Source organism: Cyanobium sp. Cruz-8D1, from assembly GCF_024345975.1.
Lineage (GTDB): Bacteria > Cyanobacteriota > Cyanobacteriia > PCC-6307 > Cyanobiaceae > Cyanobium.
The window spans coordinates 73,557-96,408 of sequence record NZ_JAGQCD010000010.1 but is presented as its reverse complement, the minus strand read 5'-3'; the positions used below and the strand labels follow the sequence as shown (position 1 = coordinate 96,408).

Here is a 22,852-nt window from a genome sequence, read left to right as displayed (position 1 = left end):
GGGAGGATCAGGGGATGTGTGATGCGATCCCCATCGGGAGCCCAGCCCCCGGCCGGCGGCCTGGGAGAGGACAGCGGTAAGCGCCTGGCGGTGCTCATTGACGCCGACAACGCCCGGGCGGCGGTGATCGAGGCGGTGCTGGAGGAGGTGGCCCGTTTCGGGGAGGCGATCGTGCGGCGCATCTACGGCGACTTCACCTCACCGGAGAGCGCGTCCTGGAAGAAGTTGCTCAACAAGTTCTCGATCAAGCCGATGCAGCAGTTCGCCTACACCGTGGGCAAGAACGCCACCGACAGCACGATGATCATCGATGCGATGGATCTGCTGTACACCCGCCGCTTCGATGGCTTCTGCCTGGTGACCAGCGACAGTGATTTCACCGGCCTGGCCGTGCGGCTGCGGGAGGAGGGCCTGCTGGTGTACGGCTTCGGTGAGGAGAAGACCCCGGCGGCCTTCCGCAACGCCTGCCACAAGTTCCTGTTCACCGAGGTGCTGCGGACCGCCGCCCGTCACGGGGAAGAGGCCGCTGCCGCGGACAGTGCCCGCCGGCCCCAGGAGAGTGATCCCACTGCCAGCGGCCATCCCGTCATCCCGGCCGATTTTCTGATGGAGGCGCTGGATCGCTCGGTGGAGGAATCGGGCTGGACCCAGCTGGGCACCTTCGGCAGCTACCTGCAGAAAATCCAGCCCGACTTCGACACCCGTCTCTATGGCTTCAAGAAGCTCTCCGATCTGGTGCGGGGCTGTCCCTCCCTGTTCGTGATGGAGGAGCGGGAGGCCCCCAGCGGCAACCGCACGATCGTCTATGTGCGGGCCCGGGAGGACCTCTGAACCCTGAACCGGCCATGACTCTGCGGCGCCTGGCGGCCTTCTGCGATGGCGATCACGGCGGCAATCCCGCCGGCGTCTTCATCGGCGAGCAGTTGCCTGACGCCGCCCAGATGCAGCGGATCGCCGCCGAGGTGGGCGATTCGGAAACGGCGTTCGCCGCTCCCCAGGGGAACGGCTGGCGGGTGCGCTACTTTTCCCCGGCCGCCGAGGTGCCCTTCTGCGGCCACGCCACCGTCGCCCTCGGGGCTGCCTTGGCCGAACACTGCGGCGATGGGGTGTTCCCCCTGGTGCTCAACGGGGCCGAGATCAGCGTGGAGGGCCAGCGGCAGGGACAGCGCTGGAGTGCCGCCCTGCAGTCGCCCCCCACCCAGCAGCGCCCCGTGGCGCCGGACCTGCTCACGGCCGGCCTGGAGCTGTTCGGCTACGGCCCCCGGGACCTGGATCCCTCCCTGCCACCGGCCATCGTCCATGGCGGCGCCGACCATCTGCTGCTGGCTCTGCGCCGCCGCGAGGACCTGGCGGCCATGCGCTATTCGATGGAAGACGGGGCCCGGCTGATGGCTGCGGCGGGGCTGCTGACGCTCCTGTTGGTCTGGGCGGAAGGGCCCCAGTCGTTCCATAGCCGCAATGCCTTCGCCATCGGCGGCGTCTACGAGGATCCGGCCACCGGTTCGGCCACCGCGGCGCTGGCCGGCTACCTGCAGAGCCTCGGCTGGCCCCACGGCGGCAGGATCGCTGTGGTGCAGGGGGAGGACATGGGTTGCCGCTCCCGGCTGCTCGCTGAGATTCCGGCGCAGCCGGGGGGCTCAATCCGGGTGGCGGGCCAGGTGCGCCCCCTGGAGGCCTGAATCAGGAGGCCTTTTCGAGCCGCTTGACGATCCAGCCCATCAACACCAGCGAACCCAGCAGCGCCGCAAGTAGGGCGATCGTCATGGAACCGGGTGCATTTCCGTCGCATTATGACCACTGGCCCCGCTGCCCTGGCCCTAGCCGTGCAAAGCCATCCCGCCCTGGTCTTTGTCTACGGCACGCTCAAGCGCGGGCACGGCAACCACCACTGGCTCAGCGATGCGAGCTTCCTGGGGGAGGCGGTTCTGCCGGATGTGGTGCTCCACGACCTGGGCCCCTTTCCGATGGCCGTGCCTGGAGAGGGGTCGGTGCGGGGTGAGGTGTATGCCGTGGAGGCCGGAGGCCTGGCCCGCCTCGATCGCCTCGAGGGTTATCCGCGCCTCTACGACCGTCGGCGGTTGCCTCTGGCCGATGGCCGCCACGCCTGGGTGTACCTGGGCCGACCGCACCAGGTGCGTTATGTGCCCGCCATCACCGATGGTTGCTGGCGGGGGCCAGCGCCGGGAGCCGCGGTGCGCCGCAGCCAGATGGGCCTTGCCCCCCTTGTCAAACGGAATCCCTAGCGCGGTACCGTCGCGGCTCTGCGGGCGTCAGCCCCCTGCCACCAGCCAGCGCCCCCCCGTGCCCAGGACGATCACCAGGCCTGACAGGGCAAAGGAGGGGCCACTCCAGAAGGCCAGCTGCAGCAGGCGGCGCAGCAGCAGCAAGGAGCCGCCCACTCCCAGGAGCACCGCCAGGCTCTGGCAGAAGGCGATCACATGCCCATCGGCGCTCCAGGCGGGCAACCGGGCGGCCAGGGCGGGCCAGAGGGTTACGGCGCTCACCGGCAGCAACTGGCCGCCTTCCGCCATTCCCATCGGCAGATGCTGGGCCAGCAGCAGGGCCCACAGCAACGGCAGCAGGGCGTAGAGCAGCAGCCAGCTGGAGCTGGCCGGGCGCAGCCGCCCTAGCAGGGGCCGCAGCAGCAGCCACAGCCCCGCCGGCAGGGTCAGTGCCAGGGCGGCGAAGGCCAGACGAGCCAGCAGCGGACCCTGCTCCAGCAGATCCGGCGCCAGGGGCAGCCAGCCCAGCAACCGCTGCAAGTGCCGCAGGCAGACACCGCCCGCCAGCACCAGGATCAGCCCGGCCTCCCCGGCCGGTGGCGCCATGTCCCGCTGCAGATCGGCGGCGGGGGGGCGCAGGCGCAGCTGCACCGAGCGGTGCGGGCAGGCCTGGGCACAGGTGAGGCACAACACACAGTTGCGGTTGTCCGTGAGGTGGGCCGGATGGGTGGCCAGGGGGCAGCCGGCGGTAGCCAGTCCTTCCCCTTCCGCCGGGCCCCCCTTGAAGCAGGCGTAGCTGCTGCAACTGCCGCTGCAGGTGCCCGCCTCCGCCCGCAGCTCGCTGATCGCCAGCTTGGCGAACAGGCCGTTCATGCCCCCCACCGGACAGAGGTAACGGCACCAGAAACGCTTCTCGAAGCGCAGCGAGCCGACCACGGCCCCGGCGGTGATCAGCAGCAGCAGGGCGCTGCTCTGCCGGGCGCTGTTGCGCAAGTCGCCCAGTTCCTCCCACAGCAGGATCGCCGCGAAGCCGGCCGCCAGCAGGGGCGCCGCCCAGCGGTCGGTGTCGCCCCGCGGCCAGCGGGCCGGCTGCCAGCCCAACCGCTTGGCCAGCCGCTGGCTGATCTCACCCCAGACCATGAACGGGCAGAAGGAGCACCAAAGGCGGCCCACCACGGGATAGCCCAGCAGGATCAGGGGCCACCACCAGGCCCAGAAGAGGTTGTGGCCGCGGTCCTGGGGCCCCCACCAGAGCCACAGGTTCACCAGGACGAACACCCAGCTCACCACCCCGAACAGCACGGCGTTCCAGAGCAGGGGTGAGCGCATGGCGTTGCGCAACCAGGGTTTCCAGCGCCAGAGATCGAAGCGGGCCCGCTGGGGCCGCCGCAGGGTCCAGAACACGTCCTCGGGCAGCTCTTCCGGGTGGTCGCCGCTGCACTGGCGCAGGGCCCGTTCGATCAGCTCCAGCAGCTCCCGCACGTTGCCCGGGAAGTCGTAGGTCTGAAGGCGCTTCACCAGCCCCTCCCCCACGGCCGGCGGTTGGCTCCAGCCGAGGCTGAGGGCCTTCTGGCGTACGCCGTAGCGGAGCCATTCACCCAGGTCCTGGCGCCGCACCCGCAAAGGCGGCACGCGGATCTGGCAGCCGAGGGCATCGAAATCAGGTGCGCTCGTCTCGGCGGTGAGGAACACGCGGCCGGCGAAGACATGCTCGGCGTGGTCCCCATCCGGGGAGCGCCAGCGGCCGCTGCGGGCCAGCTCCAGCAGGGCGGGCCGCAGGGCCGGGGCGGCACGGTCGACCTGATCCAGCAGCAGCCCGCCAGCGCCGATGCAGTCGATCAGGGCGACGCCGCCGGCGGGGGCCGCGAACAGTTCGGCACCATCGGGGCGGAGCAGGGCGCAGTTGAGGCGCACCAGCAATTGCTTGCGCGCCTTTGAGCCGAAGTGGATCAGGGCGACCAGGTTGTCCTTCTCGAGGCCAGGCTCGCCGCTGATCAGCACGGCCCGCCCGCTGGCATCGGCGGAGGCGGCGCGGATGGCGTCCCGCAGCTTCTGGGCATAGCGGCTGCTGCCGACCACCCCGCGGCGGGTGCGGCCCAGCAGGTAGGGGGCCAGCCGCAGCAGGCAGGCCCTCGGGTCGGTGCTGGCCTCCGGCTGGCTTGACGTCATCGGAGACCACGCGCTGTGTTGATTGTCGTCGGAGACGATGGGGGGGCTCTCTCCTTGCCCGGTCCCATCGGCACGTTGACGGATTCACCATGAACGCGTCAGGTTCGGCCGAGTTTCTCTGGCGGGGTCACCGGCTGCAGCTGCTGGCTGAACGGGCCGTGTGGGATCCGCAGCTAGGGGTCCTGCTGGTGGCGGATCTGCACCTGGGCAAGGCGGAGAGCTTCCAGAGCCAGGGCATCCCGCTCCCCAGCGATGGCGACGGGGCCACTTTCAACGCCCTGCTGGCGCTGGCCCACACCCACGGGCCCGCCCAGGTGCTGGTGCTGGGGGATCTGATCCACAGCCGGCTGGGCCTGACGGCCGACCTGCGCCAGAAGCTGCGGGCCCTGCCTGAGCTGCTGGGCTGCCCCCTGCGGCTGATCGGTGGCAACCACGAGCGGGGTTGCTGGCTCGAGGGTCTGGAGCAGGAGCCGTCGCTGGCCCTGGGACCCCTGTGGCTGAGCCATGCCCCCGAGCCCCGGGCCGGCCACCTGAATCTCTGCGGCCATCGCCACCCGGTCGCTCTGATCGGTGGCGGATCCGACCGACTGCGTCTTCCCTGCTTCGCCTACGACCCAACGGCCGAGCAGCTGGTGCTGCCGGCCTTCGGCCAGCTCACCGGCGGCCACCCCTGCCCGGAGGGCGAGGTGCTCTGGCTGGTGGCCGAGGGCACGGTGGTGCCCTGGGGCCCCACCCCCCGACGGAGTGGCCTCAGCTTTCGGCGGCCAGCGCCCGCACCACGTCGCCGCGGGTGAGCACCCCCACCAGGCCCTCCTGCTCATCGACCACGAACAGCCGCTGGGTGCCGCGGTCGTGCAGCTGGCGGGCGGCCTGGGGCAGGGAGGTGCTGGCGGGGCAGCTGTGCGGCTTGGAGCCCATCACGTCGCCCACGGTGCTGCCCAGCACCTGGTGCACCTGCTTGTCCCAGTCGAGCGGGTTGCGCAGGTAGATCACGGCATCGAGCAGCATCACGTAGGGCCCGGCATCGAAGCCGCTCTCGCGCACCATCAGGTCCTGCTCGCTGAGTTCCCCCACCAGCGCTCCGAGCTCATCGAGCACCGGCAGGCCGCTGATGTGGTGGTCGCTCATCAGCTGCACGGCCTCCTGCAGGGGCGTGGTGGTGGCGACACTCAGCACGGGGCTGGTCATCACTTCGGCCACGCTGCGCTCGACGACCATGCGGATCTCCTCGGTGATGGCATTCTGCTGGTGAACGGGACCCTCCCCTGCGACGCCTCGCCGACCTGCTGACGCTTGCCCGGGCCGTGCTGGGGTTGCCCCTGCTGCTGGCCCTGGCCGGCGGCCGGCCCGCCCTGGCCTGGGTGCTGCTGCTGCTGGGCGGCCTCAGCGACTGGGCCGATGGCGCCCTGGCCCGTCGGGCCGGCGGTGGGTCGGTGTGGGGGGCCCGGCTTGATCCGCTCACCGACAAGATCCTGATCAGCGCCCCGCTGCTGTGGCTGGCGCACACGGGCGGCCTGCCCCTGTGGGCGGTGTGGCTGCTGCTGGCCCGGGAGCTGCTGATCTCCGGCTGGAGGGCCGGCCAGGGCAGCGGCGGCCCCGCCTCGCTGGGGGGCAAGGCCAAGACGATCCTGCAGTTCCTCTCCCTGCTGCTTCTGCTCTGGCCGCCCGCCTGGGGCCTGGGCCAGGGCGCTCCACTGGTGCGCCTGCTGCATAACGCCGGCTGGTGGCTGTTCTGGCCGTCGCTGCTGCTGGCGCTCAGCTCGGCCCTGGGGTACCTGCGGGCCCGTCAGACCTTCACCCCAGAAACGCCGCATCAGCGCTGAAATCGGGGCTGGCGGCGGGGCGCAGGGCGTAGTCGTTGGTGTAGCTGTCGGCGAGGGTGGCCTCCAGGTCGAAGGCCGGCTCCCAGGCCAGCTCCCGCCGCACCCGGTGCGTGTCGGTGAGGAAATGGGCCAGGCGCAGCGGGAACGCCTTGCGGGCCTTCTTGTCGAGGCCGGCGGGATCGAAGCTGCGGATCTCCACCCTCTGCGGATCGGTGCCGCAGGCCCGGGCGGCGGCGGCCACCAAGCCCCGAAAGCTGATGCCCTGGGAGCCGGTGCAGTTGTAGATCCGATTGGTGGCGGCCTCCACCTCAATGCAGCGGGCCATGGCGGCGGCCAGGTCGGCCACATGGCCCAGCTGGGTGATGGTGCTGCCGTCACCGGGGAGGGGCACCGGCCGGCCGTGCACGATCCGATCGAAGAACCAGCTCTCCACCGGGTTGTAGTTGCCCGGCCCCACGATGTAGGTGGGCCGGAAGCTGGTGAAGGGGATGCCCTCCAGGCGCAGCCAGGCTTCCGTGTCCAGCTTGCCGGCGTGGCGGCTCTGGGGATCGGTGGGCGATTCCTCGTCGAGGGGCCAGAGCTCGCTGTCGGCGTACACACCGGCCGAGCTCACGTACACCAGCCGGTGGGCAGGGGGGCCGGTGCGCGCGATCACCTGGCGGGTGTCCTCCAGGGCGCGGCCGGAGCTGTCGATGATCACATCGAAGGGGCGATCCTGCAGAACCTCCAGGCCCTCGGCGCTGCTGCGGTCGCCCTGCAGGTGTTCAATCCCTTCCGGTACGGGCTGGCGCCCGCGGGTGAACAGGCTGAGCTGGTGGCCGGCGGCCAGCAGGCGGCCGACCAGGGGGCGACCCACGAAGCGGGTACCGCCCATCACCAGGATCCTCATCGCCAAGCCGCATCGGTGAGCGCCATTCAAGCGGCCGGCCGGGATCAGGGTCCGCAGGGGAGGGGGTGGCCCAGTCGCTCGAAGGGCAGGGGCAGCAGTTCCAGCACCACCGTTCCCGGTGGCCCGGAGGCGGGGCCTTCTGTCCCTGGCAGCGGCACGGGCTGGTAGGTGCGGCCATCGAAGCGCAGCTCCATCACCCCGTCGGGGGCGCCGTGCAGGCTGGCGGGCAGGGTGAGATCCAGCCAGCCGCGGTGGCGGTTGCTGATCACCTTCAGGGGCGACTGGAACAGGCCGCTCTCCGCCACCAGTTCCAGCGCGCCGTCGACGTCACGGAACACCAGCAGGCTGCAGCCGCCGCTGGCACAGGCGAAGGAGCCCACCACCACCGCCACGGTCTCCAGCCGGCCGTCGCCGTCGAGATCGATGCGGTTGTGCAGGTAGCGCAGGGGCCCCACATCGGCGCAGGCGGGGCGCTGGGCCGTGGCTCGGGCCTGCTCCCACTCGGTCTGATCGGGATCGCCGGACGCCGCCGGGCTGGCTGCCACCGGGCCGGCAAACAAGCGAGCCCGCAGCGCCGCCTCCAGACGGGCATCGGGACGGTTGATCGGTGCAATCACCGAACTGGGGGGCGCCAGAGGGGGCGGCCGGTCGCGGGGATCGGGACCGTCGGGACCCAGCAGGGAGCGCGGCGGCGGCGCCGGTGGCGCCAGCGGAGGGGGCGCCAGGGGCTGGGCCCGGGCCGGCCGGCAGCAGGCGATCAGCAGCAGGACAGCGAGCAGCCGCAGCGGCGACATCGGGGAGGGATGGGGGCCTGGCGAGTGAGGTCGCCCGCGGATGGGGGCAAGTTACGTCGTTTCCGGCTGCGGATCGGCTCCGGTCGTGCTGAGCTGCTCCAGGTGGGCCTCGATGCGATCGGCCAGCGCCAGGCAGCGGTCCATTTCCTCCCAGAGCAGCTCCCGTCGCCGGGATGTCACCGCATAGGAGCGGTGATGCAGATCTCTGCCCTGGTAGCGGAGCGCATCCCTGAGGCGGCGCCAGTCATCAGCTGCGAGCGCGGGAGCGGAGAGCGTCATCGGGTCAGGGCGCTTGGGCAGCGTCATGGCACAGGATGGATCCACGAGCGGCCCTGTCCCCTGGTCATGCAAGTCATTCCTGCCATTGATCTGCTCGACGGGCATTGCGTGCGTTTGCATCAGGGCGACTACGACCGTGTCACCCGCTTCAACGACGACCCCGTGGCCCAGGCCCTGGAGTGGCAGCGCCAGGGGGCCACGCGGCTGCACCTGGTGGATCTCGATGGGGCCAGGAGCGGAACCGCCGGGAACGACGGCGCCGTGCAGGCCATCGCCGCGGCCCTCTCGATTCCGGTGCAGCTGGGGGGAGGCGTGCGCTCGGCGGAACGGGTCGAGCAGCTTCTGGGCTGGGGTCTGGACCGGGTGATCCTCGGCACGGTCGCCGTGGAGGATCCGGAGCTGGTGCGCCGCCTGGCCGGCCGCCATCCCGGCCGGATCGTGGTGGGAATCGATGCCAAGGAGGGCATGGTGGCCACCCGCGGCTGGATCGAGCAGAGCACGATGGAAGCCACCGTGCTGGCCGCCAGCCTTGAGGGCACGGGCGTGGCGGCGATCATCAGCACCGACATCGCCACCGACGGCACCCTCGAGGGCCCCAACCTGGCGGCCCTGCGGGCCATGGCCCAGGCCTCCTCCCTGCCGGTGATCGCTTCAGGGGGCGTGGGCTGTCTCACCGATCTGCTCAGCCTGCTGAGCCTGGAACCCCACGGTGTGACGGGGGTGATCGTGGGACGGGCTCTGTACGACGGCCGGGTGGATCTGGCCGAGGCCCTGCAGGCCATCGGGGAGCAGCGGCTCCAGGATCCCTTGCAGCTGCCGATCGCCTGAAAGCGGTCGCTGGCAGAGCCGCCGGCAGTAGGCGTGGCCTAAGCAGGTGTTGGTGCATCTGCCCTATAACAGACCAAGCATTTACGGAGGCAGCGGTTGCATCCCACCACGACCACCTCCTCCTCCACGGGCGGCAACCGCCGTGGCGAGGCTGGTGATCGTCCATTGGTGCCGCCAGCTCCGAGCCACGTGGAGGAGGCCTACCGGCGCTGCCGCGATCTGGGCATGCGCCTGAGCCGCCAGCGGCGCATGGTGCTCGATCTGTTGTGGGCCGATAAAAGCCATCTTTCCGCCCGGGATATTTTCGAGAAGCTCAACGATCAGGGGCGCCACATCGGCCACACCTCTGTTTATCAGAATCTTGAAGCCTTGCAATCGGCCGGCGTGATCGAATGCCTCGAGCGGGCCAATGGCCGACTTTATGGCTATCGCGCCGACCCCCACAGCCATCTCACCTGCACCCAATCGGGTGAGATTCTTGACCTGGATGTGCTGCTTCCCGCCAACCTCCTGCAGCAGATCGAAGCGCAGACCGGGTTCGCGATCGAGTCGTACACCTTGCACCTCTCCGGCCATCCCCGGCCAGCACTGGAGAAAAGCGGCCGGCTTGGTTAAGGTCGGCCCATTCTTCCCCTGACAACGTGCCTCGACGTCCGGCACAGCCCCTCCCCCAGCTGCTGCTGTTCGCCGAACCCCTGCAGCGGGCGGGCCTGACCAGCTGGCTTGAGGCCCCCGCCACCGGCGGCGAGGCCAGCGGATGGAGCGGTTGTCGGGTGGTGGACGCTGACGCGTTGCAGGGCTCACCCCAGCTCATCGTCTGGTGCCTCGGCGTCCTCCCTGAACCCCAGGCGCTCGACGCCGAGAGCCGCCGCCTGCTGGAACGCTGGCATCCGGCGCCGCTGCTGCTGCTGCTGCCGGATCACCATCCCTATGCCAGCGATGTTCTGCTGCAGCTGCCGGCCCAGGGCCTGATCGAGCAGGCCGACGCCGACAGCCTGCGGGAGGCCGTCAGCACCGTGCTGGCCGGCGGACGGGTGCTGGCCATCGGTGCTGCCCACCAGACTTCTGACGCCACCCATGCCATGCCCATGGGCCTGGGTCAGTGGTTGCTTCTGAGTGGCCTGCAGCAGATCGATGCTGAGCTTCGCCTCTGTCTGCGCCTGCTTGATCCACCGCCGGCCCAGCTGCTGCCGCTGCTGCTGCTGGAGGGCCGGGTGCGGGAACTACGGCAGGCCCGTCGATTGTTGCAGTGGCTTTGGGGGCCGGTCAGCCTGGCCTGGAGCCAGCCCATTGTCGAGGAGCCCGTTTCCCCCACCACGACGGGCAGCCAGGCTTCGGGCTCAGGCCATGCAGTGGCGATCACCCTGCGCCAGCGCACGGCCGAGGGACTCTGGGAGGCCCTGCGGGAACGGCTGACGCAGGCCGCTGCCGCCGGCCCCAGCAACAACAGCGGCCAGCTCCTGGCCCTTGACGGTCTCCACGCCTCCCGTCGCAGCGATCTGCTGCTGGGACTGCTGGAGCAGTTCGACCGGCTGCGCCGCCGACTGCTGCAGGACGATCCCCGCGGCGAGCAGTTGGAGCGGCTCTGGAAGGAGTTGCAACCGGAGCTGCGCCAGCAGGCCCTGCGCCACATGGCCGGCTCTTACGTGCAGCTGCCCATGGCCGGCCAGCTCTGCCCCGTGGCGGAGACGCTTCTGCATCGCAGCGAGTTTGCCGCCGAGGACCTGGAGCTGCCCGATCCGCTGGCCATGCTGACGCCTCTGCTGCAGGCCCGTCCGCTGCTGGTGGATGGCCAGTTGCTGGCCCCGGATGAACCCCAGGCCGTTCTTTACCTGGAACTGCTGCTCAGCAATTGGCTGGTGCGCAGTGCCGAGCTGATCAGCGCCGAGGTGCTGGCGGCCTGTGCCGAATGGCCGGAACTGCGCCGCTATCTGTTGCGTCCTGAGCTGCTGGCCACCCGCAACCTGGAGCGGCTGCGCAACCAGCTCAATGCCCAGCAGCGTTGGACCAGCTGGTTCGACCGGCCGGTCCACCTCTATGAGAGCCGGCGCCCCCTGTTCCGCCTCGGGGCCGGCGCGATCGATTCTGTCGATCTCACCGAGCCCCGCGACGCCGAACTGCGTCAGCTTGGCTGGGTGCAGCAGGCGGTCACGCTGGCCCTGGAAGCCCGCGATGCCCTGGGTCCCCAGCTCCAGAGCCTGTTGAAGCGCCTGGGTGATCTGCTGGTGGTGCTGCTGACCCAGGTGCTGGGCAAGGCGATCGGCCTGGTGGGTCGCGGCATCGTCCAGGGCATGGGCCGGAGCCTCAACCGCAACTGAGGCGGCCTGTGTGCAGGGCACAATGACCCCAGACGCCCGCTTCCCCTTGCCCCGTTTGCTGTCCCGGCCCTTCGCCAGCCTCTTGGCCCTGCTGCTGATCGTGGCGATGGGCCTGGTCTGGTCCCCTGGCCCGGCGGCGGCCAGCCTCGAGAACGACCACTACGACGGCAATATTTTCGCCCTCTACGCCGGCAACGGCTCCCTGGTGCCGCCCCGCAGCAGCCTGGCCCGGTCCCTGGCGGACCATCGGGTGGCAGTGGTCGTCTACTACCTCGACGACAGCAGCGTCAGTAAGCAGTTCGCCCCGGTGGTGTCGGAGCTGCAGCGCCTCTGGGGCAACGGCATCGACCTGATCCCCCTGGTCACCGATCCGCTCCAGAATCGGCCCGATGGCGGCGCTGCGGATCCGGCCCATTACTGGGACGGGTTGATTCCCCAGGTGGTGGTGATCGGCAGCGATGGCCGGGTGGTCTTCGATCGCCACGGTCAGGTGAGTGTCGATGCCATCAACGCCGCCGTCAGCGAGGCCACCGGCCTCCCGATGGCGCCTGGCTCGGGCAACAGCGCCACCATGAGCTTCAACGAACTCAACAGCGAAGTGGTGGCCTCCCGCTGATGCCGGCCACCCGCACCGAAACCGATAGCCTCGGCCCGGTGGAGGTGCCGGCCGACCACTACTGGGGGGCCCAGACCCAGCGTTCGTTGCGCAACTTCCCCTTCGGCGCGCCGATGCCGATCGCGGTGGTCCACGCCTTTGGCCAGCTCAAGGCCGCCTGCGCTGAGGTGAACGCCGCAAAAGGCGTGCTCCCCGATCTCCTGGCGGCGCTGATCGTGGCGGCAGCTGACGAGGTGAGCGGTGGCCGGCTTGATGCTGAGTTCCCGTTGCGGGTCTGGCAAACCGGATCGGGCACCCAGACCAACATGAACGTCAACGAGGTGATCGCCAACCGGGCGATCGCCGCCACTGGCGGCGTTCTTGGCAGCAAGCTGCCGGTCCACCCGAACGACCACGTCAACCTGAGCCAGTCGAGCAACGACACCTTTCCCACGGCGATGCACATCGCCGTGGCGCTAGCGCTGCACCAGCGCCTGATCCCCAGCCTGGAGGCCCTGATCGCCGCCCTGCGGACCAAGGCGACGGCCTACGCTGGCCTGGTCAAGATCGGGCGCACCCACCTCCAGGACGCGGTCCCCCTCAGCCTTGGCCAGGAATTCGGTGGCTACGCCTCCCAGCTGGAGCTGGGACTGGCCAGTCTGCGGGCCACCCTGCCCCAGGTGCTGCAACTGGCCATCGGGGGTACGGCGGTGGGCACCGGGCTGAATGCTCCGGCCGGCTTCGGCGAAGCCGTGGCGGCCCAGCTGGCGGAGCGTATCGGCCTGCCGTTCACCAGTGCCCCCGACAAGTTCCAGGCCCTCGCCGGCCAGGAGGGGCTGGCGGCGGCCCATGGGGCCCTGACGGTGCTGGCGGGCAGCTTGATGAAGATCGCCAATGACATCCGCTGGCTGGCCAGCGGGCCTCGCTGCGGCCTTGGGGAGCTGGTGCTGCCTGAAAACGAACCAGGCTCCAGCATCATGCCCGGCAAGGTGAATCCCACCCAATGTGAGAGCCTCACCATGGTGGCCGTGCAGGTGATGGGCAACAACACCGCCGTCCAGATGGCCGCCAGTCAGGGGAACTTCGAACTGAATGTGTTCAAGCCCCTGATCGCCCACAACCTGCTGGAGAGCATTGACCTGCTGGCGGGGAGTTGTGGCACGTTCCGGGAACTCTGCATCGAGGGATTGCGGGCGGATGTGGAGCACATCGAAGCCCAACGCGACCGCAGCCTGATGCTGGTGACCGCCCTGACCCCGGCCATCGGCTATGACCGCGCCTGCGCCATCGCCCGCCATGCCCACCAGCACCGGCTCAGCCTGCGGGAGGCGGCCCTGGTGCTGGGGGAGATCAGTGGCGAGGAGTTCGATCGCTGGGTCAGGCCCGAGCAGATGGTCTGAGGACGGCCTGCCTTGATTTCCCCTGGATCAACCGTGAATTGTGCAGGACTTTGAAATGATGCACCCACCGGGGGTAACGTCTCCAGTGGGTTCCCTGCTCAGGCGATCGATGCTGCGGTAGTCGGCGTTACGGCCGATGGTTGGACAGGACTGGGGCCTGCCTGAGATCTCCTGCTTCCACTTTTCCTGATCTTCTGGGTTCTCACTCGTGCAGCTGCCGGTCATGGTTGCGCAACCCTCCGGCGGGGCGAGCCAGTTCTGTAATGGTGTTTTAACCAGACAGATTGACAGTCGTCGCTGGTCGGGAGACGCCACAGGAGTCCTCTGCATGGGATTGCCAGCAGGCCAGACTCACCGCCAGGCCAGGATGCATGTCGCCGTGACAGGCGCCATCACCTGCACCTTTCTCAATTGCTGTCACCGCGTGGCGTTGCCGCTCTCCGTGACTCCAGCCGTGAGGGGTCTCAGAGCAGATTGGCCGCCAGTTCCGCCAGCTCGGAGCGTTCCCCCCGCATCAGGGTGATGTGGCCCGAAAGCAGCTGGCCCTTGAAGCGTTCCACCAGCCAGGTGAGCCCATTGCTCTCCGCATCCACGTAGGGATTGTCGATCTGGTAGGGGTCGCCGGTGAGCACGATCTTGGTGCCTTCGCCCACCCTGGTGACGATCGTCTTGACTTCATGGGGGGTGAGGTTCTGGGCCTCATCCACCACCATGAACTGCCGGGGGATCGAGCGGCCACGGATGTAGCTGATCGCCTCCACTTCCAGCAGGCCCATGCCCTTGAGGTCGCTCCAGTTGCTGCGCGCCGGCCGGTGGCTGCCCCGGGCGGGCTGGGCGTCCTCGCCACCGAGGAGGAAGTCGAGATTGTCGACGATCGGTTGCATCCAGGGGGCCATCTTCTCCTCGAGATCCCCGGGCAGGAAGCCCATCTCCTTACCCAGGGAGATCACCGGGCGGGTCACCAGCAGGCGTTCGTAGAGGTGCTCATCGGCCACCTGATGCAGGCCCGCCGCCAGGGCGAGCAGGGTCTTGCCGGTGCCGGCCTTGCCCACCAGCGTCACCAGGGCCACCGCCGGATCGAGCAGCAGATCGAGGGCGAAGGCCTGCTCCCGGTTGCGGGGCTGGATGCGCCCCATCTTGGCCTTGGCTGACTTCTGCAGCGGTTGCAGGGTTCCGGTGCGGCCGTTGTAGCGGGCCAGCAGGGTGTGCGCCGGCTGGGCCAGGTCGACGAGGGTCACCCCTTCGTTGGCCTGCAGCGGTGAGACGGGAACGGACTGTTCGGGGATGGCGTCCGCCGGCAGGCCGTCGCCGGCCTTCACCTGGTCCATCAGCTCGGCATCCACCCAGCGCTCGCTGAAGCCGGGATAGAGGTCGGCCATGTCCACCTTGTCGGTGGTGTAGTCCTGGGCGATCAAGCCCACCGCATCGGCCTTGATGCGCAGGTTGGTGTCCTTGGTGACGAGCACCACCGGCGCCTGGCCGCCCACCACCTCCTGCAGCCGCTGCTCCAGCGCCACCGCCAGGATGTTGTTGTCGCCGTTGCCCGCCTTCAGCTCGGGGGGCAGCTGGCGCAGGGTCTCGCTGCGGCAGAACACCACCTTCAAGGTGCCGCCGCTGTTGTCATTGATCGGCACGCCCTCGGCCAGGTTTCCCTTCTCGCGCAGCTGGTCGAGCAGGCGGGACACCTGACGGGCGTTGCGGCCCTTCTCGGAAGGGTCCCGCTTGAAGCGGTCGATCTCCTCGACCACCTCGATCGGGATCACCACCTGGTTGTCTTCGAAGCGGTTCAGGGCCTGGGGGTCATGCAGCAGCACATTGGTGTCGAGCACGAAGGTCTTGCGCATGCCAGGGCCCTGCCGGTTGCATGGGGCCGAAACTAGGTCCACGGGTGCATCTACGCTCCGGCCGGACATTCCCTGACGTATCGGCTTGCCGTTCCCCGTTTCTTTCCTGCTGGTTCTGCTGCTGCTCCTCGGCCTGGGGCTGGTGGTGCTCGAACTGCGCCACCGCCTGCGGCCGGCCTCCCCGCTGCAGCTGCTGCCCGGCGCCTTCCAGGTGCGCCGCCGGGCCCAGGGCCTGGAGATCACCGGGGAGATCCGCATCCGCAACCCCCATCCCCGCATGGAGGTGATGGTGCCGGAGATCACGCTGGTGCCCACCGTGCTGGGCCGCAGTGATGCGAGCCAGGTGCGCCACGAGCTGCGCATCACGCCTCAGCATCCGGATGAGGAAGCCCGCCCCGACGGTTACTGGGCCGCTTACATCGTCAAGGGCCGCAAGACCACCGCCGCCCATATCCGCCTCAACCTCACCGGACCCGCCGGCGTGGATCTCGAAAGCGTGCTCGACACCCTCTGGATGGACATCCACTGGGTGAACTACGGACCCTTCGGCCGGTTGCAGCGGCGCCAGGGGATCCTGATGCCCCTGCAAAAGCCAGAACCGGGCGACCCGGCCGCCCCCGGCTGGCGCCAGGGGGAGGGCTGCCGGGTGCTGCCGGTGCGTACCCATCTCCTGGGCGTGCTCGACGACTCCCTCGACGTGCTGCGGCGCTACACCGATGGCCTGCTGCAGCCCGGTGACGTGCTCACCATCGGCGAGACCCCCCTGGCGGTGATCCAGGGGCGGTACCACCATCCGTCGACGGTGGAGCCCTCCTGCCTGGCCCGCTTGCTGTGCCGGGCGTTTCACCCCACCAGCTCCCTGGCCACGGCCTGCGGGCTGCAGAGCTTGATCGATGTGTCGGGTCCGGTCCGGGTGCTGGGGGCCTGGTTGGTGGGCACCGCCCTGAAGCTGGTGGGCAGCAAGGGCTGGTTCTATCGCCTGGCCGGGGAGCAGGCCCGCCTGATCGATGACATCACCGGCACCACTCCCCCCTACGACCAGACGATCGTGCTGGGCCCGGACCAGCCGGCGGCCTGGTGCGAGCGGATGGCGGCGGCCCTCGGGGTGGCCGTGGCGGTGGTGGACGTGAACGACCTGGGACGGGTGAAGGTGCTGGCCGCCAGCGGCGGCACCGACGAGGCCCTGCTGATGCGGGCCCTGCGTCCCAACCCTGCCGGCAATGCCAACGAGCGCACGCCCCTCGTTTTGGTGCGTCCCGCGTAGAGTGTCCATGACCATGGTGCGTTCAACGCCCACGTCACGTTTCGCGTTCCCGCGCCGCCCCCCACCCCTTCGTCGTCTGCCGTGCCAGTGCCTGCCGTGCCAGTGCCTGCCCAGGGCAGACCCTCCCCGAGCTGGACGGTGGAGCCCCTGCAGGGCTGGCACCTTCCCTTGCTGGATGATCCGGGCTTCCTGCCCCTGCAGCCGCTGTTGCAGCGCTCGCTGCTGCTGGCCCTGCCGGAGCAGTTGCTGAAGGCGCTCACCAGCCGCCGCCCCCTGGCTGCCCAGGTGCTGGTGGCGCTGCAACGCCAGGGGCTCACCCGCCAGCAAGCCTTGGGGTTGATCGTCTCCCGGCGGCTCAACCGCAGCGGCAGCTGCTGGCAGGTACAGCATCTGCGCCTGGCCTTGGCTGCCACGCAAGGGGCGTCTCCAGACTTCTCCGCCCCCGGCAGGGCGGCCCTGGCTGGGGATCTGCTGCGCCAGGCCATCGGTCGGGTGAAGGGCGCCGCCAGCTGGATCGCCACCGCCTCCAGCCTCGACACGTCCCGGCTGGCGACCCTGCGGGAGCAGGGCTTCCAGCCCCAGCGCACCGATCGCCTCTGGCGCTGGCAGCCAGGGGTGGATCGCGCCGTCCCGCTTCCCCCTGCCGATCTGCAGCTGCGTCAACTCAACCGCCGCACGGCCCCGTTGCTGTGGCACCTGGAGCAGGCCACCTGCCCGGCCCATCTGCGCCAGCTCCAGGACCGGCGCATCGAAGACCTGCTCGACCAGAGCCGCAGCCATGGCTGGATGCTGGTGGATGCCGTGCGCAATGAGGCGGTGGCGGGCGTGCGCTGGCTCGATGAGCACCCCGGCGGCGGCCAGGCGGTGGAGCTGAGCATCCACCCCGGCTGGGGCCACCTGCTCGGGGCGGCGGCCGAATCGTTGCTGCACAGCCTCGCCAAGGGGGGCACGAGCCTCTGGCTGCGCTGCGAGGTGAGCGACGGCGACCGCCAGAGCTGGCTGCAGGCCCTCGGGGCCGAGGCCCATGGCGAGGAGGTGTTGATGGCTCGCAGCGTCTGGCGGCGCCAGGAGGGCCAGCCGGCCAAGCGAGCGGCCCGGCGCCTCGAAGCGGTTCTGGAGCAACTTCAGCCTCGGCGGCGGCCCATGCCCACCCCCAGCGGTCCCCTCGGCAGCCTGCCCACGGCGCCCCTGCTGCCGCGCTGAATGGCCCCGCCCCGGCCGCGATCGGTGCTGGCCCTTGATGTGGGGCGCCGCCGCATCGGCCTGGCCGGCTGCGATCCGCTGGGGGTCACGGTGACGCCGCTGCCGGCCCTGGCCCGGGGTGAGTTCCAGGCCGACCTCACCCAACTGCTGGCCCTGCTGCGCCAGCGGCGGGTCGAGGCGCTGGTGGTGGGGCTGCCCCTGGATGCCAGCCAGCGGCCCACCCCGCAGGGGATCCATTGCCGCCGCTACGGCCTGCGGCTCGCCCGGGCCCTGCAGGCCCTTGGACAGCCCCTGCCCCTGGCCTGGGTGGATGAGCACGCCAGCAGCTGGGCGGCGGGCGAGCGCTTCGGGCTGCACGGCGACCGCAGCGGCCGACTCGACAGCGCCGCGGCGTTGCTGCTGCTGGAGCAATGGCTGCGGGAGGGCCCTGAACCGCTCAACCTGACGGCGCTCACGGACGATCCGGTCGCCCCGGCGGCCATTGCTGTAGGCACTTGGGCCGGTGCTGATTCATCCTGAGTGCACCCGCTTGTTCTTGATGGCCTCCGATCCCCCTGCGATGACGGGCTCCGGCGACGTGCCCACCGTGCAGGTGCGGGACGGCAGCGGCCGGCAGCTGCTGTGTTTCCTGGAGCAGCTGATTCCCCTTGATGGCCACGATTACGCCCTGCTGACGCCGGTGGACACCCCGGTCTGCCTGTTTCGGCTGCGGGAGGAGGATGACCCCGAATTGATCGAGACCCTCGCGGCCACCGAGCCGATCCTGTCAGTGGCGGATGTGGTGCTGCAGGAACACGACCTGATCCTGGTCCGTTCCGCCGTCACCCTCACCGTCAGCGGAGAACTGGAAGAACCCGATCCCGATGAACTCGAGGATGAGGAGGGTGACGACGACAGCGAGACCTACGAACTGCTGGTGAGCTTCATGGCCGGCGATGAGGAGTACGGCCTCTACATCCCCCTGGATCCGTTCTTCGTGGTGGCCCGCATGGAGGGGGCCGACGCGGTGATGGTGGAAGGAGAGGAATTCGAGCGGGTCCAGCCCCGCATCGAGGCCGAGCTCGACGAACGGGAGAGCGACGACTGATGTTGCGCGACCTGCTCACGCCCGACTGGCTGCCGGGGACATCCCTGGCCCACCTGCCCCTGCAGGAGCTGGTCGACCGTGGCATTCGCGCCCTGGTTCTGGACGTGGACCGCACCCTGTTGCCCCGCCGCCAGGCCACCATGCCCGTCCAGGCTGAGCTGTGGCTGCGCCATGCCCGCGAGCGTATGCCCCTGCATCTGCTCAGCAACAACCCCTCCCGGCGCCGCATCGGTGCGGTGGCCGACACGATGGGTCTTCCCTACACCACTTCAGCGGGCAAGCCGCGGCGGGCGGCCCTGCGCAAGGTGCTCTTGGAACTCGACCTCGCCCCCGGCCAGGTGGCCCTGGTGGGAGATCGGCTGTTCACCGATGTGCTGGTGGGCAACCGCATGGGTCTGTTCACCGTGCTGGTCAAGCCCATCGACCCCGACGGCGAGCCCTGCCGCCAGGACCGACTGCAGAACCTGGAGCTGCGCATGGCCCGCTGGATGGGTTCGGTTCCCGGCTGATGGCAAGCTCCAGCACGTTTGCGAGCGCCGGCGGGGGACTGCGGCGCGTGATCAAGGTGGGAACCAGTCTGCTGCGGGGCTCCCCTGAGCGGCCCACGGCGGCGGTGATCGCCGATCTGGCGGCCAGCTTCGGCCGGCAGCAGCGCCGGGGCGACCGCCTGGCCCTGGTGACCAGTGGGGCGGTGGGCCTGGGCTGCGAGGCGCTCCGCTTCAGTCGGCGCCCAACCGAGGTGGTGGCCCTGCAGGCCGCCGCCGCCGTGGGCCAGGGCCGGCTGATGGGCCTGTACCAGGAGGCCTTCGCCGTGCGGGGGCTGGCGGTGGCCCAGGTGCTGCTCACCCGCAGCGATCTGGCCTCCCGGCGCCGTTACCAGAATGCCTGCCGCACCCTGGAGCAGCTGCTGGCCTGGGGCGTGCTGCCGGTGGTGAACGAGAACGACACCCTGGCCACCGACGAACTGCGCTTCGGTGACAACGACACCCTCTCGGCCCTGGTGGCGGTGGCGATCGGCGCCGATGAACTGGTGCTGCTCACCGATGTCGACCGCCTCTACTCCGGCAACCCCCGCACCGATGCCGACGCCAGCCCGATCGAGGAGGTGCGCGACCTGGCCGAACTGGAGCGCCTCAGCCACGTGGCCGAGGGGGGCGGGCAGTGGGGCACCGGTGGCATGACCACCAAGCTGGCGGCGGCCCGTATCGCCACCTCCAGCGGCATCCGGGTGCGCCTGGCCGATGGCCGCGATCCGGCGGTGCTCGAGGCCCTGTTCGCCGGCGAGAAGGTGGGCACGGTGTTCCAGCCCAGCGCCACCCCCCTGGCCGACCGCAAGAGCTGGCTGGCCCATGCCCTGCTGGTGAAGGGCAGCGTGCAGGTGGACGCAGGCGCCGAGCGAGCCCTGTTGCAGCAGGGGGCCTCCCTGCTGGCGGTGGGCATCCGCGCGGTGGAGGGCCACTTCTCCCGCCGTGACGCCGTGCGGGTGCTGGCCAGCGATGGCCGCGAACTGGGACGGGGCCTGAGCACCCTGAGCAGCGAGGAGCTGCGCCGCATCATGGGCCTCAGCAGCGAGGAGGTGCGCCGCCGGCTGGGGCCGGTGGGCGATGCGGTGGTGCACCGCGACCAGCTGGTGCTCACCTGCCTGCCGGCCTGAGTCGGCTGCGGGGTGTTGTGCTCCAGCCGTGCTGACGGAACCAGGCGCAGTTCAGGCAGAATTTGTCGTTGCGCCAGGGACGGGGTTTTCGGGTCATGGCCCGTAGCCGCCGCAAGGCGCACGAACGTACCAGCGACACCGGGCTCAACCAACGCGATGAGCGGCCTCAGCGAGGCCCCTGGTGCAGGGATTCCAGCAGCTGCTCAGCCAGGCGCTGCAGGGGATGGCCTTCGGCCGTCACCGTTCGGTAGCAGTCCTGCTGCAACAGGCTGGCCTGGGAGAGCAGAGTGACCTCAGGGGTAGGGACGGACGGGCGATAGCGCAGAAGCCAGACCCGATCGAAGTCGTCGTCATCGATCCTGGGCATTTGCGTCCAGCCAAGCCCCCGGGCGAGCAGCGGCAGGCGTCGATGCTCCCAGGCCACCACCAGCACGCCGCCGTTCAACTGGGGATCGGCGAGCAGCTGGCGGCCGATCTGCTCGGAGCGATGGTCGGCCTCCTGAAACAGTTGAATGTTGACCCCTGTGGCCACGGCCAGGGGAATCAAGGTCTGATAGCTGCGTGCGTTCTTGCCCGTGGTGCGATCGAAGCCATAACTGGCCAGATGCAACCGCTGCCGCGGCACCAGGCAGGCAGGCAACAGGTGACTCAGGCGCAAGGCCTGCAGAAGCCCCGTTTCGGAAAGGTTGTAGTTGTCCCCACCGTCCACCGGCACATCCTTGTGCCCATGGCGAACGAGCACCACAAGCTCAGGGACGGCCCGCGCCGCTGCAGGCAGCAAGGCAGAAGCCGCCAGACCAGCAAGCCCTGCCAGCCGCATCGCCGCTGAGACCGCACCACCCACCATCAATCCGTCAGCAGGGGGATCCCGGCCGGAGGCGGCACCACCAACTTGCTGCGCTCTCCGGCCAGCTGCTGCTTGAACGTGCGCCATTGGGGAGAAGCGATCAGCTCCTTGCTGATGGCCTGGGCAAGGCGCTGACTGGCCTCCACATCACTGGGGTAGTGCGCGCCGCAGTAGGCACGGACATAGCCCCCCTGCAGGCCCACTGGCATAAGCCGGTCACGACGTTCCGGCACCAGATCGGCCAGCAGCAAGGCCGCGGCAGCAAACCAGGTGGCGTGGCCACTGGGATAGGACCAGGTCGTTTCCAAGGGCAGGCAGGGCTGCAGATCCTGATGGCTCACAAAGGGACGTGGTCTTGCCACAGCGTTCTTGAGCTGGTCCTTGAGGGCATCCACGCGCACCAGGAAGGCAGGCAGGCCTTCGTACAGGGTGGGTGCGGTCTTGGCTAGGTCGGTGCCGATGGCGGCATCAAAGACACTCAGGTTCCTGTTCAGGAAGCGCCAGCTGTGCAGGACTCCCTCAGGGGTGCGGGTGCGTTGGTTCCAGCGCAGGATGGCCAGGTCGTCAAGGTCTTGGCGGCTCGCTGGAGCTGGTGGGTTGCCGATCACAGCGTGGTAAGGGGCCGGATTGAGTTCCAGCCCCGCAGCAGGATCATTGGGCTGCGCCAGCGCCTGCAGCCCAAACATGACTGAGCCTGGTATCACCAACAAGCCGGTCAGCCAGATCCTCAGTTGCATGTGGATCATTGTTATCGAATCAAACCAGGACGAAAGGCTAAGGGTGCAGAAGGTAAGCGATGGTCTCTGGAAAGGCATCTGACACTGAACGGCGTGTGGCCGGTAGGGAAGCTCTCGTAAGGACTGGTTTGGTTTCTGGGGTCCACGTCACCTGGAGTCTCAGGGGTCTACCTCCTCCTGCAGAACGAAGTCGCGCAGCCAGCCGCACTGCACCCAGACCGGAAGTAGCTCGGCCATCGTGGTGCCGGAGTGGTCAAAGTCCTGGCGGCAGAGTTCGCCGAAGGGCACCCCCGAGGCGAAGGCCTGGAGAAGCTGCCACCCAGTCTCGCTGGGAAGATCCAGTCGGGTGCTGTGGCCATCTCCCCATACCAGGATTCTGATCCCTCCCTGGTCGAGATCGATCACGTCATGGCTTGGCGTGGGGATGGTGTTGATCTCCCAGATTCGGTGGATGGGGTAGTCGGAGGCGATCAGGGCGGCCCCGGCGGGCAACCGAAACACGAGTCGATCCCAGTGCTCGGGAGGCACCCGGGCCAGGGCCTCCAGATTCAACCTGGGCTGATCAGGGGCATTGAAGGCCCGGTGCCAGAGCCATTCCAGCCGTGCCACATCCGTGAGGTATGCAAGACTCTGGACAGGTCTGAAAGTAGACAGGAAAGCGGGGAACGCGGCGCCGTAGTCTCCGAGGCCGGGAGAGCGGGAGACGCCATGTTCCAGGATGGCGGACGCCATGGCCTGGACGAAATTCTCGCCCACCAGCCTGTGGCGGACCGGATAGATCTGCTCAAGACTGCGCCCCAGTTTGCCGTCCACACTGGTGTGGTAGGCCCCGATTCTCTGCCGGGCCGGCAGCACCCGGCTGGCTTGCAGCTGCGCTTCCAGGTGGGCCTGCTCTAGGC

Annotated in this window: 25 protein-coding genes; 16 read left to right on the top strand and 9 right to left on the bottom strand. The window is 69.3% G+C overall.

The window, feature by feature from the left end; genetic code table 11:
• Positions 1-21: 21 nt before the first annotated feature.
• From KBZ33_RS08610 to KBZ33_RS08600, 3 genes are all read left to right on the top strand, one after another.
• Positions 22-831 carry an NYN domain-containing protein gene (locus KBZ33_RS08610; protein WP_254952125.1) on the top strand — a complete coding sequence of 270 codons (810 nt, stop codon included), beginning with the start codon at positions 22-24 and terminating at the stop codon, positions 829-831.
• Between the two features lie 14 nt (positions 832-845).
• Entirely contained in the window at positions 846-1,679 is an 834-nt protein-coding gene (locus KBZ33_RS08605) for a PhzF family phenazine biosynthesis protein (protein ID WP_254952127.1), read from the top strand.
• Positions 1,680-1,790: 111 nt separating this feature from the next.
• Entirely contained in the window at positions 1,791-2,243 is a 453-nt protein-coding gene (locus KBZ33_RS08600) for a gamma-glutamylcyclotransferase (protein WP_254952128.1), read from the top strand.
• Between the two features lie 27 nt (positions 2,244-2,270).
• Here KBZ33_RS08600 and KBZ33_RS08595 read toward each other — a convergent pair whose 3' ends face one another.
• On the bottom strand, positions 2,271-4,391 hold the full coding sequence (locus KBZ33_RS08595; protein ID WP_254952130.1) for a 4Fe-4S binding protein: 2,121 nt from the start codon (positions 4,389-4,391) through the stop codon (positions 2,271-2,273).
• A gap of 89 nt (positions 4,392-4,480) precedes the next feature.
• Here KBZ33_RS08595 and pdeM point away from each other — a divergent pair, with 89 nt between their 5' ends.
• Complete coding sequence (gene pdeM / locus KBZ33_RS08590; RefSeq protein WP_254952132.1) at positions 4,481-5,185, top strand: ligase-associated DNA damage response endonuclease PdeM; 705 nt, start codon at positions 4,481-4,483, stop codon at positions 5,183-5,185.
• Here pdeM and KBZ33_RS08585 read toward each other — a convergent pair.
• Positions 5,142-5,609 (bottom strand): CBS domain-containing protein, encoded by a 468-nt coding sequence (locus KBZ33_RS08585; RefSeq protein WP_254952134.1) that lies wholly within the window; start codon positions 5,607-5,609, stop codon positions 5,142-5,144. The genes pdeM and KBZ33_RS08585 overlap by 44 nt on opposite strands.
• Positions 5,610-5,656: 47 nt before the next feature.
• On the opposite strand from KBZ33_RS08585, the gene KBZ33_RS08580 reads away from it, so the two are divergent.
• Positions 5,657-6,214: a CDP-alcohol phosphatidyltransferase family protein gene (locus KBZ33_RS08580; RefSeq protein ID WP_254952273.1), complete on the top strand. Its 558-nt coding sequence runs from the start codon at positions 5,657-5,659 to the stop codon at positions 6,212-6,214.
• On the opposite strand, the gene KBZ33_RS08575 is transcribed toward KBZ33_RS08580, so the two are convergent.
• Genes KBZ33_RS08575 through KBZ33_RS08565 form a run of 3 tightly spaced genes read right to left on the bottom strand, consistent with a single transcriptional unit; the run spans position 6,186 to position 8,203 of the window.
• Complete coding sequence (locus tag KBZ33_RS08575; protein WP_254952135.1) at positions 6,186-7,103, bottom strand: NAD-dependent epimerase/dehydratase family protein; 918 nt, start codon at positions 7,101-7,103, stop codon at positions 6,186-6,188. The genes KBZ33_RS08580 and KBZ33_RS08575 overlap by 29 nt on opposite strands.
• 44 nt (positions 7,104-7,147) lie before the next feature.
• Positions 7,148-7,897 carry a hypothetical protein gene (locus tag KBZ33_RS08570; protein ID WP_254952137.1) on the bottom strand — a complete coding sequence of 250 codons (750 nt, stop codon included), beginning with the start codon at positions 7,895-7,897 and terminating at the stop codon, positions 7,148-7,150.
• Positions 7,898-7,948: 51 nt separating this feature from the next.
• Positions 7,949-8,203 (bottom strand): hypothetical protein, encoded by a 255-nt coding sequence (locus tag KBZ33_RS08565; protein ID WP_255011629.1) that lies wholly within the window; start codon positions 8,201-8,203, stop codon positions 7,949-7,951.
• A gap of 39 nt (positions 8,204-8,242) precedes the next feature.
• On the opposite strand from KBZ33_RS08565, the gene hisA reads away from it, so the two are divergent.
• The 5 genes from hisA (at position 8,243) to fumC (ending at position 13,317) form a co-directional block, all read left to right on the top strand.
• A complete protein-coding gene (gene hisA / locus KBZ33_RS08560; RefSeq protein WP_254952140.1) occupies positions 8,243-9,004 on the top strand; it encodes a 1-(5-phosphoribosyl)-5-[(5-phosphoribosylamino)methylideneamino]imidazole-4-carboxamide isomerase in 762 nt (253 codons plus the stop codon).
• Between the two features lie 225 nt (positions 9,005-9,229).
• Positions 9,230-9,619: a Fur family transcriptional regulator gene (locus tag KBZ33_RS08555; protein WP_254952275.1), complete on the top strand. Its 390-nt coding sequence runs from the start codon at positions 9,230-9,232 to the stop codon at positions 9,617-9,619.
• Positions 9,620-9,645: 26 nt separating this feature from the next.
• A complete protein-coding gene (locus tag KBZ33_RS08550; protein ID WP_254952141.1) occupies positions 9,646-11,322 on the top strand; it encodes a DUF3685 domain-containing protein in 1,677 nt (558 codons plus the stop codon).
• Between the two features lie 22 nt (positions 11,323-11,344).
• Entirely contained in the window at positions 11,345-11,938 is a 594-nt protein-coding gene (locus KBZ33_RS08545) for a thylakoid membrane photosystem I accumulation factor (protein WP_254952143.1), read from the top strand.
• Complete coding sequence (gene fumC / locus KBZ33_RS08540) at positions 11,935-13,317, top strand: class II fumarate hydratase (protein WP_254952276.1); 1,383 nt, start codon at positions 11,935-11,937, stop codon at positions 13,315-13,317. Before KBZ33_RS08545 ends, fumC begins: the two co-directional genes overlap by 4 nt.
• A gap of 464 nt (positions 13,318-13,781) precedes the next feature.
• Here fumC and KBZ33_RS08535 read toward each other — a convergent pair whose 3' ends face one another.
• On the bottom strand, positions 13,782-15,161 hold the full coding sequence (locus KBZ33_RS08535; protein WP_254952144.1) for a PhoH family protein: 1,380 nt from the start codon (positions 15,159-15,161) through the stop codon (positions 13,782-13,784).
• Positions 15,162-15,246: 85 nt separating this feature from the next.
• Between KBZ33_RS08535 and KBZ33_RS08530 the strand changes: the two genes are divergently transcribed.
• From KBZ33_RS08530 to proB, 6 genes are all read left to right on the top strand, one after another.
• Complete coding sequence (locus KBZ33_RS08530; protein WP_254952146.1) at positions 15,247-16,425, top strand: F420-0:Gamma-glutamyl ligase; 1,179 nt, start codon at positions 15,247-15,249, stop codon at positions 16,423-16,425.
• A gap of 96 nt (positions 16,426-16,521) precedes the next feature.
• A complete protein-coding gene (locus KBZ33_RS08525; RefSeq protein WP_254952147.1) occupies positions 16,522-17,628 on the top strand; it encodes a hypothetical protein in 1,107 nt (368 codons plus the stop codon).
• Positions 17,629-18,147 carry a Holliday junction resolvase RuvX gene (gene ruvX, locus KBZ33_RS08520; RefSeq protein ID WP_254952149.1) on the top strand — a complete coding sequence of 173 codons (519 nt, stop codon included), beginning with the start codon at positions 17,629-17,631 and terminating at the stop codon, positions 18,145-18,147. It abuts the gene before it with no gap.
• A gap of 19 nt (positions 18,148-18,166) precedes the next feature.
• On the top strand, positions 18,167-18,715 hold the full coding sequence (locus tag KBZ33_RS08515; protein WP_254952151.1) for a DUF3727 domain-containing protein: 549 nt from the start codon (positions 18,167-18,169) through the stop codon (positions 18,713-18,715).
• Entirely contained in the window at positions 18,715-19,224 is a 510-nt protein-coding gene (locus tag KBZ33_RS08510; protein WP_254952153.1) for a YqeG family HAD IIIA-type phosphatase, read from the top strand. Before KBZ33_RS08515 ends, KBZ33_RS08510 begins: the two co-directional genes overlap by 1 nt.
• Complete coding sequence (gene proB, locus KBZ33_RS08505) at positions 19,224-20,369, top strand: glutamate 5-kinase (protein ID WP_254952155.1); 1,146 nt, start codon at positions 19,224-19,226, stop codon at positions 20,367-20,369. Before KBZ33_RS08510 ends, proB begins: the two co-directional genes overlap by 1 nt.
• 166 nt (positions 20,370-20,535) lie before the next feature.
• Here proB and KBZ33_RS08500 read toward each other — a convergent pair whose 3' ends face one another.
• The 3 genes from KBZ33_RS08500 to KBZ33_RS08490 form a co-directional block, all read right to left on the bottom strand.
• Positions 20,536-21,216, bottom strand: coding sequence for a hypothetical protein (locus KBZ33_RS08500; protein WP_254952157.1), 681 nt, complete (start codon positions 21,214-21,216; stop codon positions 20,536-20,538).
• Positions 21,216-21,902, bottom strand: coding sequence for a phosphatase PAP2 family protein (locus KBZ33_RS08495; RefSeq protein WP_254952159.1), 687 nt, complete (start codon positions 21,900-21,902; stop codon positions 21,216-21,218). Before KBZ33_RS08495 ends, KBZ33_RS08500 begins: the two co-directional genes overlap by 1 nt.
• Before the next feature lie 210 nt (positions 21,903-22,112).
• On the bottom strand, positions 22,113-22,823 hold the full coding sequence (locus KBZ33_RS08490) for a putative DNA-binding domain-containing protein (protein WP_396108226.1): 711 nt from the start codon (positions 22,821-22,823) through the stop codon (positions 22,113-22,115).
• Between the last annotated feature and the right edge of the window lie 29 nt (positions 22,824-22,852).